The sequence below is a fragment of the Gracilibacillus kekensis genome, assembly GCF_900143085.1.
Taxonomy (GTDB): domain Bacteria; phylum Bacillota; class Bacilli; order Bacillales; family Amphibacillaceae; genus Gracilibacillus; species Gracilibacillus kekensis.
Genome location: NZ_FRCZ01000012.1, coordinates 19996 through 32945 on the forward strand (window position 1 = coordinate 19996; position 12950 = coordinate 32945).

Annotated in this window: 8 protein-coding genes; all 8 read right to left on the bottom strand. The window is 37.0% G+C overall.

Annotation, left to right across the window (positions count from 1 at the left end):
* Positions 1 to 20: 20 nt before the first annotated feature.
* Entirely contained in the window at positions 21 to 1475 is a 1455-nt protein-coding gene (gene yabN, locus BUC25_RS18700; protein ID WP_073203381.1) for a bifunctional methyltransferase/pyrophosphohydrolase YabN, read from the bottom strand.
* A gap of 7 nt (positions 1476 to 1482) precedes the next feature.
* Entirely contained in the window at positions 1483 to 3042 is a 1560-nt protein-coding gene (locus BUC25_RS18705) for a putative polysaccharide biosynthesis protein (RefSeq protein ID WP_073203382.1), read from the bottom strand.
* A gap of 603 nt (positions 3043 to 3645) precedes the next feature.
* The gene (gene ptsG / locus BUC25_RS18710) at positions 3646 to 5676 is read right to left on the bottom strand and encodes a glucose-specific PTS transporter subunit IIBC (protein ID WP_073203383.1); all 2031 of its coding nucleotides are present in this window, start codon (positions 5674 to 5676) and stop codon (positions 3646 to 3648) included.
* A gap of 175 nt (positions 5677 to 5851) precedes the next feature.
* Complete coding sequence (gene glcT / locus BUC25_RS18715; RefSeq protein ID WP_073203384.1) at positions 5852 to 6691, bottom strand: glucose PTS transporter transcription antiterminator GlcT; 840 nt, start codon at positions 6689 to 6691, stop codon at positions 5852 to 5854.
* A gap of 715 nt (positions 6692 to 7406) precedes the next feature.
* Positions 7407 to 7943: a stage V sporulation protein T gene (spoVT, locus tag BUC25_RS18720; RefSeq protein ID WP_073203413.1), complete on the bottom strand. Its 537-nt coding sequence runs from the start codon at positions 7941 to 7943 to the stop codon at positions 7407 to 7409.
* 136 nt (positions 7944 to 8079) lie between these two features.
* On the bottom strand, positions 8080 to 11613 hold the full coding sequence (gene mfd / locus BUC25_RS18725) for a transcription-repair coupling factor (protein WP_073203385.1): 3534 nt from the start codon (positions 11611 to 11613) through the stop codon (positions 8080 to 8082).
* Positions 11614 to 11881: 268 nt separating this feature from the next.
* Complete coding sequence (gene fin / locus BUC25_RS18730) at positions 11882 to 12112, bottom strand: anti-sigma-F factor Fin (RefSeq protein WP_073203386.1); 231 nt, start codon at positions 12110 to 12112, stop codon at positions 11882 to 11884.
* A gap of 84 nt (positions 12113 to 12196) precedes the next feature.
* On the bottom strand, positions 12197 to 12757 hold the full coding sequence (gene pth, locus BUC25_RS18735; protein ID WP_073203387.1) for an aminoacyl-tRNA hydrolase: 561 nt from the start codon (positions 12755 to 12757) through the stop codon (positions 12197 to 12199).
* Between the last annotated feature and the right edge of the window lie 193 nt (positions 12758 to 12950).

Sequence of the window (12950 nt, forward strand, 5' to 3'; positions counted from 1 at the left end):
TTCCCTTCCTCTAAAAATAATTAACTGTCAAATTGCTTTGCCTCATCCCAAAAAGTATCGAGTTCTTCTAACGTAAACGTCTTCCAATCTCGTTTTGTTTGCTTAACTTTTTGCTCCACAAATTGAAAACGTTGTTTAAATTTATGATTTGTACGCATTAAAGCAATTTCTGGGTTAATTTTATAATATCTTCCCAGGTTAATCATTGCAAATAGTATATCTCCGAATTCTTTTTCTTGCTCTTCTGAATTTCCTCGTTTACTTGCTTCTTTAAACTCGTTTATTTCTTCATAAACCTTTTCCCAGATCGGTTCGATCTCCAGCCAATCAAACCCTACTTTTGCTGCTGCTTTCTGAATTTCCTCCGCAAGAAGCGGTGCTGGTAGCCCACTGGTTAACTGATCCATTAATGTCTTGGGGTCTTTTCCTTTTTCCTCTTGTTTAATTTCTTCCCAATTTTTTATAACATCTGATTCGTTCTCCACCTCTACATCTCCAAAGACATGCGGGTGACGACGAATCATTTTTTCTGTAATACTATATATTACGTCATCGATGGTAAAAAATCCTGCTTCTTCTCCAATTTGACTATGTAACATCACTTGTAAAAGAACGTCTCCTAATTCCTCTGCTAGTCCATCATCGTCTTCTCTATCAATAGCTTCCAATACCTCATAGGTTTCTTCCACCAAATATTTCTTTAATGATCCATGGGTCTGTTTTTGATCCCACGGGCATCCTCCTGGTCCGCGTAATGTGGAGATAACCTCCTTAAGACGGAAAAACTGATGATTTAAGCTTTCTTTTTTTATCGGTGGAATGTAGACACTTGTTAAATTACTCAATGTGGTTTGTTGATCTAATTCTACCAGAGGGATTTCCTTAATCATTTCTGATTCACTTCCCACCGCTTCAACGATATAGACAAGATAATCAGCAGGTAGATCCTCTAATAAGCTTAATTTCACTTCAGAGGCAATAAGAGCATCATAGACCTGGCAAAAAACAAGGTGTTGTTGATATTGTAATTGTTGACGTTCAAATGATGTCGCATCAACAAATTGAAATCCTTCAATCGGGTCAATTTTTAATGCAGAGAATAAATCGTCTAAAAAACTTTGCCCCCCTACAATATTTACTGTAACTTCTGGATTTCTTAATAATAATTGTACCGATTGTTCTGCTAACATCGGGTGTCCAGGTACAGCATATATAATGTTACCCTCAGTTTTAGCTGTCTCTACTAGTGTGTCAGAAATTTCTTGGTAGACAGATTCAAATTGATCATGTTTTTCATAAACATCATCAAACGCGAAGATGGTAATTGATTCCTCTTCTAATGCTTTAATAACTGGATGGTCTTTTGTCCGGACGAAGCAGTTGCTGTTATCATTCATTAATTTACGGTAAATTCCGATTGGCAATTGGTTAAAGTCTCCTGCTCCAAGTCCGATTATTTCGATTAATGGTTTCATAAATACTCTATCCTTTCTTCCATTTACTAGGTAGTGGCAATGTGGCTAATTCTTTGGACGATAATACTCTTCCATAAATAATAGCTATAGCATAGACAATAAATCCTGCAATCACACTTGCTATTACAACAAAGAATAATGCGATTCGATTATCCACTTGTAATAGGTAATTCCCCGCTTGCTTTAAACCAATTACAGATATAACCATCAAAAAACTAGCAATGACAACTTTTAGCCATGGTATAACAAAAATACGGGCGTTTTTTATAACGTGTCGTAATAAAAAGTAATTACTTACGAAGATAAAAGCTACTGTTATTACAGTAGCAATCGCGCCACCTGAAATTCCCAACCAAGGAACCAACCATTGATTAAGTCCAGTTTTTATCCATAAACCAGAAAACAAAACAAATGCTGTCCACTTCATATACCCAAATCCTTGTAAAGTAGAAGCCAAAGTAACAGATAACGAAGTAAACAATAAGGATATAGTGAGTATCCTTAAGCTGAACGTACCCATCTCATTTTTAAAAAATAATTGATTGATTTCCGGCATCAGTGCGATTAATCCAACAGTTGCTCCGACCGAGATCAATAGACAAATCTTTGTCGTTAAGCGAATGTTTTCGAGCGTCTCCTGCCGGTTCATTTGCCAATTCATTTTTGTTACTTGTGGTACGAAAGCCATTGCAAAAGAGGATCCTACAATGGTGACCAACTGTAATAGAGGCTGCCCCCTATCAAAAATACCCTTCCAAGAAGTCGCTTCCGCTAGAGAATTTCCGTAACTCAACAACCCCGGTACTACTGTGAAAGCATCCGCCAATTGCATCAAAAGCAACAACATGTGATTTAAGCTAATAATAATACCTGCTAAAACGATCGAACGAAATAGATTTCTTAGCGAAATTTCAGGTACTTGACTCACTGCTGAAAGGTTAAGGTGTTTTTTGCTATACAGATATAAAAAAGCAAAGGACATACTTAGAGCTAGTATACTTGCTATTACAGCTCCGTCCGCTATCTGATAGACGGAAATCTTTCCTTGATAAATAAAAATCGCGGTAATAATAATAATAGACGCTCTTACGATTTGTTCAATCATTTGCGAATAAGCGGTCGGTTGCATCCACTGTAAGGATTGAAAACCTCCCCTTAACAGTGCAACAAAGGGGACAAATAGAAACACCCATGCCGTATGTCTAATGGGGTCTCTCAAATTGTTATCACCCATCCATTCTGCAATCACAGGACTTAATAAAAAAATCGCTAGAAATATTAAAATGGAAACACTCATTAACGTAGTGAATAATTGGAGATAAATGCCTTTTTGTTGTCTATGTCTGTTATGTTCCGCCAGATATTTGGAAATCGCTGCCGGGAATCCATATAAAGCGAGCATAAAGGCTATTCCTAAGATAGGATACACTTGCTGATAAATATAAAAACCGACATCTCCCGTTAAATTTTGTAACGGTATCCGGTAAAACGCACTAATCACTTTACTAAATATGCCTGCTAATAATAAAGCAAAGGCACCTTTATAAACATATTTGGTCTCTTTCATCGAAAACTTCCTTCAACATCTAAATTCCTAGCCATTATACCACAGCCAATCAGAATAAGAACTAAGTAGACACAAACCTCACAATAAACAGAGTGGTAATCTTGAATAAAAGTATGTTCGTAACAGCCGCTACGGCATGCCCACTTCGCTTTCCGGGGGGCATGCTCTTCAGCTAACTTTGAAAAGAAAGACACTTTTCAAAGTGGATCTTCAGATCATGCTAATCCCCCAGGAGTCGAAGTTGACGCCTGCGCTAGATAAAGTTCTACAATGGATGTAAGAGTTGAAATAATGAATACTATCTCATTATTTCTAGAAAGGCCAAGTTTATAACTGTTAAAACCATTGTAGAATCTATTTATAGCGGAGGCCGCCCACTTTCACTCCTGTGGGAAGGTTTTATCTGAAGATCCACTTTTTTAAGCGTTCTTTGCTTAAAGAAGTTAGCTGAAGATAAAACCCCACGGAAAGGGAAGTGGGCAGCCGGAGCGGATAACTGATAGATAATCAATTCAAAATTATCACGTTTCTTATTTCGCAGTTTAGTTTTATTGTTAATGGTTGTTAAAAAACCTCTAGCTGTTGGGCTAGAGGTTTTGGTTATTATTGATTGATTTGGAAAATGTCTTTGTCTTCTTTGTTTATATTACCTGTTGCGTTTAGTTGGATCGATTGACCTTCTTCTAAATTGGTAAAAATGATTGGTGTTACGGTTGAAGGTGCATTTTTGCTAATATAATCAAGGTCTACTTGCATCAACGCCTGACCTTTTTTAATTTGATCACCTTCTGCAACTTTTGCAGTGAAACCTTCACCTTTCAAATTCACCGTATCAATACCGATATGAATTAATATCTCTGTACCGTTTTCCGCTTCCATACCAATGGCATGCTTTGTCGGGAAAATATTAATGATCTTGCCATCAACAGGTGATACAATCTCTCCATCTGTTGGTTTAACTGCAAAGCCATCACCCATCATTTTTTGTGAAAAAACTTGGTCAGGAACCTCTGACAATAGCATAACTTCCCCTTGCATCGGGCTTACGAACTCAAGATCAGCTGCTACTACACTTCCGCCAGAAGCTGCATCTTGATCTCCCTCTTTCGCATCTGCTTTTTTAGTTGGGGTTTTACCATCGATAATATCTTGCATTTGACCTCTTATTGTATCCGATACCGGACCGTAAATGGCCTGAATATTATTCCCAACTTCCATAACACCTGAAGCACCTAACTGTTTCAAGCGTTTCTTATCTACTTTATTTTTATCATCCACACTAACACGTAAACGAGTAATACAAGCATCCAAGTTTGTAATATTTTCTTGTCCACCCATCGCAGACAAGATCTCATATGGACGATCATCTACTTCTCCGTCATCCTCAGAGTCTTCTGCCTCATCTTCACGACCTGGTGTCGCTAAATTGAATTTCTGAATAGCAAAACGGAAACCGAAGTAATAAATCACAGCTAAAATTAAACCAACGATGATGACCCACCACCAGTCCGTCCGGTTGGGCATAACTCCAAATAAGATAAAGTCAATTAAACCACCTGAAAACGTCATCCCAATTTTAACATCTAATAAATACATCGTCATAAAAGACAAACCTGCAAAAATAGTGTGAATTGCAAACAACAATGGTGCCACAAATAAGAATGAGAATTCAAGTGGCTCTGTAATACCTGTTAAAAAAGAAGTTAGGGCAGCAGAGAACATAATACCTCCAACCACTTTCTTTTTCTCAGGTCTTGCAGTATGGTATATTGCTAGTGCTGCAGCTGGCAAACCGAACATCATGAACGGAAATTTACCTGTCATAAAGTTACCTGCTGTAAAATCGACACCATCTTTTAATTGTTCAAAGAAGATTGCTTGGTCGCCACGAACTAATTCTCCCGCTGCATTTGTATACGATCCAAATTCAAACCAGAACGGCGAATAGAAGATATGATGTAGTCCAAATGGAATTAATGCCCGTTCGATTACACCAAATATAAAAGTCGAAATCGTTCTATTTGTTTCCAACATTAAATGTGATACTGCATTTAAACCATCTTGAGCAAATGGCCACACCAAATACATAACAATCCCTAAAATTAAGGACGTAAAAGCTGTAATAATTGGAACAAATCGTTTTCCTGCAAAGAAACCTAGAAATTGTGGTAATTCAATATTAAAATATCGATTATACATAAAGGCCGCCAGTATACCGACGATAATACCACCAAACACACCTGTTCCTAAGGTCGGTATACCGAGCACACTTTCATAGGCAGGTTCTGACGTCATTTCCTGCGTTATATCACCAAATACACCCATGGTCACATTCATAATTAAGTAACCTATAATAGCAGCAAGCCCTGCTACACCGTCACCTTTTGCTAGACCTATGGCTACACCTACTGCAAAAAGTAATGGTAAGTTATCAAAAACAATTCCACCTGCTTCGGCCATTACCTCTAATATTTTTTGAACAACGTCATTTCCAAACCAAGGAAACTTCTCTACCCATTGATCTTGGGCAAAGCTTGTACCAAACGCTAATAAAATCCCAGCAGCTGGTAACAATGCTACGGGTAGCATTAATGCTTTCCCTACTTTTTGTAGCGTACCAAATAAATTGGACATATTTATTCCTCCTCTTATTTTTCAATATAGGTTCATGCAACGCAATTTTATTCAATAAAAAAAGGCATGAGTAAAAGGTTATAAATGTTTTAGAAAAGGATAGGAGTATACACTTCTCCCATATCTTTTCCTAAAACAACCTTTTTACTCATGCCTGATCGTATCAGTAACACGTTTATGATTGCGTTAAACGTTGCAGGTGAATCGTTAAATAGAGCACTTCTGATTCGTCTACACGTGTATGTAATTGTTGTTGCATGACCTTAATTAATTTCCAAGCAAGATTATAGCATACTGGATAAGTAGATTTCAACACTTTAGCTAAATTTGTTTGTTCTCCTAGTTGTTCCCCCAGGTATACCCTTTCAATTGCACGGTGTAGATGTTGAATAAGCCGGTTATAATTAATATTATGTCGTTCTAGCTTTAAATGCAAAGTCTGCTCAATAATATCTACTAATTTTGATATCAATTGATGATGACGGTTCATATCATGGATCGTTTTATTTGTAACGGAACTATGAATATGTAATGCAATGAACCCAGTTTCGCCCTCTGGAAATTCAACACCGACTTTGTCCTTAATTATTGAAACCACTTCATGTGCTATTCGATATTCTTTTGGATACAAGGATTCAATTTCAAATAAAAAAGGATTTGAGAATTGTACTTGTTGATGTGCACGATTTATAGCAAAGGATAAGTGATCCGTTAACGCTACGTGGATATGTTCATGCAATGTTTCTCCCATTCTATCCTCAATTAAATGAATAATGTCATTTAACATTTCCATTAGGAGTGGATCTATATAAGATATTAATTGTTTATATTGCGCTTGTTCCTGTTCATTTTTCAACAAAAATGTTTTCTCTGCTTGATCTGTTGGTACGATATCACCTTTTGACTTACCAAAGCCGATACCCTTTCCAATTAAAATAACTTCATGATAGAGCGGATGCGTTGCTATTAAGACATTATTATTAAGTGCTTTCTTTACCTTCATCTGCTCTTCCATAACACTCCACCTCAGTTCGAATTCAACAGCTATTAACCCATTGTACTAAAAAATAACCAAGATATCACCTGTTTAATTCGAGTCTGTCAGCCAAAGAAATTTGTTCCATAATTCTGGTAGCAATTTTGAAATAGTATATGTGAGTGGTATCCGCTCCGGCTTGCCCTCTTCCCTTTCCGTGGGGTTTTCCCTTCAGCTAACTTTTCCAAGCAAAAACCGCTTGAAAAAGTGGATCTTCAGGGAAAACGATCCCACAGGAGTGGAAGTGGCCGCCTACGCTGAATGAAACTCTACAAATATTGCAAATGCTAGTATTTTGGATTGTTACAAATATGAACATATTCTGTTAAATATGATAAGTGATCTAAAGACAAATTCATAAGCGATATGGAATAACGCTATTATGATTATTCTTACTTTAGTTGTAGAGCATTAAAAAGCGCAGGCGTTCGCTTCCACTCCTGCGGAAAGTTTTTATCCGAAGATCCACTTTTTAAGCGCATTTTGCTTAAAAAGTTAGCTGAGGAGAAAAACCCGCGGAAAGGGAAGCGGACAAGCCGGAGCGAGTGTCACACAGTAATAATATCTCATAATTACCACTTCAATAGTGTCGTAAAATCCCGTCTTATCTGCAATTAAAAAATCCGAATGATTGCGAGTTATGGGTATAATTCTCGTAATCGTTCGGATTTTTCTCCTGTGGCAACACTGGCCCTTATTCCATTTGTTTTGCTAGAAAGGTGGCTGCGGTTTGGGCAGACTTTTTCTCCGCATCGCCAAATTCTCTTTTTTCCTTAGTGAACAACACCATACAACCAATTGGATCTCCTCCAGCTACGATTGGCTGTAATAAGTATGCCTCTAATTCTTCCTCTTTATTTTCGATTATTTCTATGGTACTTTTGCTTGTTTCGATAACAGATTCACGGCTATCCATTAATTTATCAATTTTCTTGGAAATATGTTTACCCAAATAATCCTTTTTAGACTCACCAGCAACTGCGATATATTCATCTCGATCACTAATGAGGACTGATAAATCTAAAGAATCAAATAATGCCTCAGCATACTCTGTTGCAAAATCACCTAATTCACTAATCGGGGAATATTTCTTTAAAATAACTTCCCCATCACGGTCCACAAAAATTTCGAGGGGATCCCCTTCTCTAATCCGTAACGTTCGACGAATTTCTTTTGGTATAACTACCCTTCCTAAATCATCAATACGACGTACAATACCTGTAGCTTTCATATTAATCATTTACCTCACTTTCTATAATAGAACATCACATACAATTATTTCTTCAATTGAAATAATTATGTTGTAAGGTTAGTATGATTAATTAAATTGGAAACTATACCTTTTCCAGGATGATAATTTCAATAATCTATACTACAGAAGTTTGTTTCATATCCTGAAGGGTTAAAATAAACTTCTCAAGTATGTCATAACGCTTGATATATTGCTGTTTTTCGAATTTAAATGTTACTTTTAATTTTCTATCTTCAGTTCCTAACTGAATTAATCTTCCGTATTGATTAGCAAATTCAAAAAGTTTTGCTCCATCTAATTCTTGGCTTCTCTCATCTTCGACCATCACTTCAATTTTCTGTTTGCGTTCCGTTATCGATTCAATCCGTTCATGTTTTGACATCATTTTCAAAGTAGAAACATGAAAGAGATTCTCAACTTCTTCTGGATAGTCCCCAAATCGGTCAATTAGCTCCTCACGTAAATCATGAATATCTTCCTGTGAATAAACAGCCTGAAATCGCTTATACATATCAATTTTTTGCTTTTCATCTGGAATGTATTCATCAGGAATATAGGCATCAATTTTTAAATCTAATTCCACTTCAAATGGTTTAACCTCTTCTACCGGTTTACCTTGTTTCTTAGCTTCTACTGCTTCATTTAGCATCTGAGAGTACATATCAAAGCCAACGGAATCGATAAATCCGTGTTGCTGTGATCCTAAGATATTACCGGCTCCACGTATGGATAGATCACGCATTGCAATTTTAAACCCTGAGCCAAGCTCGGTAAATTCTTTTATCGCTTGCAACCTTTTTTCTGATACTTCTGTTAGAATTTTATCTTTTTGGTATGTGAAGTAAGCATATGCCACACGGTTAGATCGTCCCACTCTACCACGTAATTGGTATAGTTGACTTAATCCCATGCGATCAGCATCATATACAATCAATGTATTAACATTCGGAATATCTACACCTGTTTCTATAATTGTCGTACTAACTAAGACATCCGCTTCTCCATCCAAAAAGGAAAACATAACATTTTCTAATTCAGATTCATTCATTTGACCGTGAGCAACTGCCACACGGGCATCTTCCACCAGTGCTTGAATTTCTTGAGCAATTCGATCAATCGAATCTACTCGATTATATAAAAAGAATACCTGGCCACCTCGAGCAATTTCTCGCTCAATTGCCTCTCTCACCAATGGTCCATTATATTCCATTACATAGGTTTGAATTGGAAAACGATTTTCCGGTGGTGTCTCAATAACAGACAAGTCCCGTACTCCTAGCATCGACATATGTAATGTTCTTGGTATTGGCGTTGCCGTTAATGTTAGTACATCCACATTTGTTTTTAGTTGCTTAATTTTTTCTTTGTGTTTTACTCCAAATCGTTGCTCTTCATCGACAACTAGTAACCCAAGGTCCTTGTATATGACATCCTTTGAAAGTAAACGATGGGTTCCAATCACAAGATCCACCGTTCCAGTTTTTAATCCTTTTAATGTTTCTGTTTGTTGTTTCCTTGTGCGAAAACGACTTAACAGACCAATGTTGATCGGATAATCCTGAAACCTTTCCAACACTGTTTCATAATGTTGTTGTGCTAATATCGTTGTGGGAACTAATATTGCCACCTGTTTCCCCTCAGCAATTGCTTTAAAAGCTGCCCGAATAGCTACCTCTGTCTTACCATAACCCACATCACCACAAAGCAAACGATCCATCGGCCTTTCCTGTTCCATGTCCTGCTTAATCTCTTCGATACAGCGCAGTTGATCTTCTGTTTCCTGATATGGAAACGATGCTTCGAAGTCACGTTGCATTTCAGAATCAGGTGCAAAAGCAAAACCTTTTGCCGCTTCTCTTTCCGCATATAGTTTCATTAAGTCGTCTGCAATATCCTCTACTCTTGACTGTACTTTACTTTTTACCTTTTTCCAATCATTTCCGCCTAAACGGTATAATTTTGGTTCTTTACCCTCTGAACCAACATACTTTTGCACAAGGTCAATTTGATCGATCGGGACAAATAACTTATCATCACCCGAATATCGCACTAGCATAAAATCTTTATGCAAACCGTTTACTTCTAACGTTTCGATACCAATATAACGTCCAATCCCATGATTGGCATGAACGACATAATCACCAATTTGAAGCTCCTGATAACTTTTGATTCGCTCTGCATTCGATATTTTTTGTTTTCGTTTCTTTCTCGGTACTTTTTGCTTAAATAATTCATTTTCTGTAATAACAGCAATCTTGTGCATTGGCAGCTCAAATCCACCACTTATGTTGCCTTGAGTTATTACCGTTTGGGCTAGTGGTAACTCAGGTAACGACTCACTGATGGTGGTTGCCATTTGATAATCTTCTAATACAGATTGAATTTTTTCCATTCGACTTTGATTTGGAGCTAAAATAATGACAGAAAAATCACCTTTATGCCAACGATCCATTTCGTTTTGAAGTAAGTTCATCTGCCCGTGAAATTGTTGCATTGCTCTACAAGATACGTTGACAATATTTACGGGATTTGTATTTGGAATATGTCTTAAAAACACAGACAAAAATAATTTTTGCTGCTCCATGTTGTTCCAAACTTCTAACCAGTCATAGGATAGCTTCATATCCCTCACGGCTTTACCACGTTGCAAATTATCTTTTAACCATTCCTGTTCTTCATCATCTAAATGGTTCGCTGTTTCTTGAATTCTACTCATTTCATCAAGAACAATTAGTCCGTCACTTGATAGGTAATCTAGTAAACTATAGGTTTTTTTATAGAAGAAAGAAGCATACTTTCTAATTTCCTGAAAACGCTCGCATTGGTGTAAACGGTCTATGTCTGCATAGATCGTCTCTGTAAGAACTTGTTGGTCTGATTTATTTTTAATTTTCTTCAATGTATCTGCTAATGATTTTTCTAACTTCTGAGCTGCTGCCACAAGGTCGCTATCTTTTAATAGTAATTCTGTTGCTGGTACCACGGTTACTTGCTTTACTTTATCTAGCGATCTCTGTGATTCCGAATCAAAATAACGTATCGAATCAATTTCATCATCAAATAGTTCTACTCGAATTGGTTGTTCCTCCGTTAGCGGAAAGATATCTAATATACCGCCACGCAAACTAAATTCACCCGGGCTTGCTGTCATATCTTGTCTAACGTAGCCCATGTCAACTAATTTTTGTACAGTAGTCTCTATGTTAATTACCCCATCTAATTGAAATGCAAGTTGGTATTCTTGCCAATATTCCACTGGTGGTAACATTCGTTTTAAAGCTGCAACCGGAGCAATTAAAATACCACTTTTTGCATTTAACCAGTTCGTTAAAGCTGCAATTCGCTGACTTAACAATTCTGGACTCGCTATTGCCAGTTCCGATGCCAGTAATTCATTTACAGGATAGAGATGGACCTCTTGTTGATCTGTAAACTCTAACATGTCGTCATACAATTGCTGTGCTTGTGTTAGTTGATGGGTGACAATAATGGTTTTTTTATTAGATGCTTGTTGCACCATTGAGGTAAACATACTTCTGGCAGATCCAGATAAACCGGATACTAATTGTTCTTTAAGACCGGATTCTACGCCGTCAATAATGGAATACACGTCATCGCGGTTTTGTAGATATTGTTTTATTTCATACATAATGCTCCCCCTAAATTCCTTAAAACTAATATATGATGATTTATTTTAATATTGCCAAACCGCGCAAAAATGCTTTGGTTTAAACCAAAGCTGATCTTCGCCCTTATTATTTATCACGGTATTAAACATCCGTAATATCCCCCAATTCAATAATAGAGCGTTATCAGTGAAGATCAATGGGGGAAAAACGGACGCTAACTCTAACTTCCTGATAAGTTTCGCTAGCAATCAGCCAGAGGCTAAGACTCTCACTAATTGAAGTCTCACTTTATTGAATAAAATAATCTAACTCATGATATTGTGGATGTTGATCTAATAGTTGTTGGCAATTTTCACAAATGGAATGAAGAGTAATCGTCTGATCCTGACGATAATTTATTAATTTCATTTTTTCCTCCATCGATAAGACATTCCAACCAATCTTTTCGAGATCAAGCATCGCGGGTTGTAACCTGCCTACTTCACTCCCACAATGTTTGCAGGTATATAATAACGTCATATTCGCGCCTCCTTAATGTCCAAAGAGAGTCATTTATTGATATTCTAACCGGGAGAATAGTCAACTATACGCGAATAAGGCATTTTATTTATTATAGTCGTTCATTACTTTTGGAAAAGGTTGATCTAGCCAAGCTTCCATGGCATCTGCTGAATGATGAATTGATTCTTCTAATAGAGATTGATTTGATTTTTCAAACTTCCCTAATACATAATCAATCACTGCCATTGGGGTTTCGGGCCTGCCAATACCGAATCGCAGACGATTAAATTGTTTGGTTCCTAATTGGTCTATAATGGAACGGACTCCATTATGCCCCCCATGCCCACCAGTTTGTCGTAAGCGCACCTTTCCCAATGGTAAATCTAAATCGTCATAAATAACGGTTACATCTTCTGGTGTAAGATTATAAAAATCCATCAATGGACGAAGTGATTCACCTGATAAGTTCATATATGTTTGTGGCTGTAGTAAAATCACTTTTTCACCACCTATTGATTCTAAGGCGAAGTGACCTTTAAATTTATTTTTGTTTAAGGTCCAGTTGTGTCGATTTAATAGTTCATCAATTACCATGAAGCCGACATTATGGCGTGTGTCCCTATATTTATTACCCGGGTTTCCTAAACCTACAATACATTTCATTTTTCTAGTCTTCCTTTTACTATTATTTCTTCTCTATAGTCTAACACAAAAACATAAGAAAAAACGAACAACCCCTACCATTTTTCATAACGACATAAGCAAAGATGACACAAACTGCGAAGTAACTGATGGTCACTTATGGATGCAAGTGGTAATTTTGAAAAGTTTAATAACTAAACCTCCGCTTCGGCTG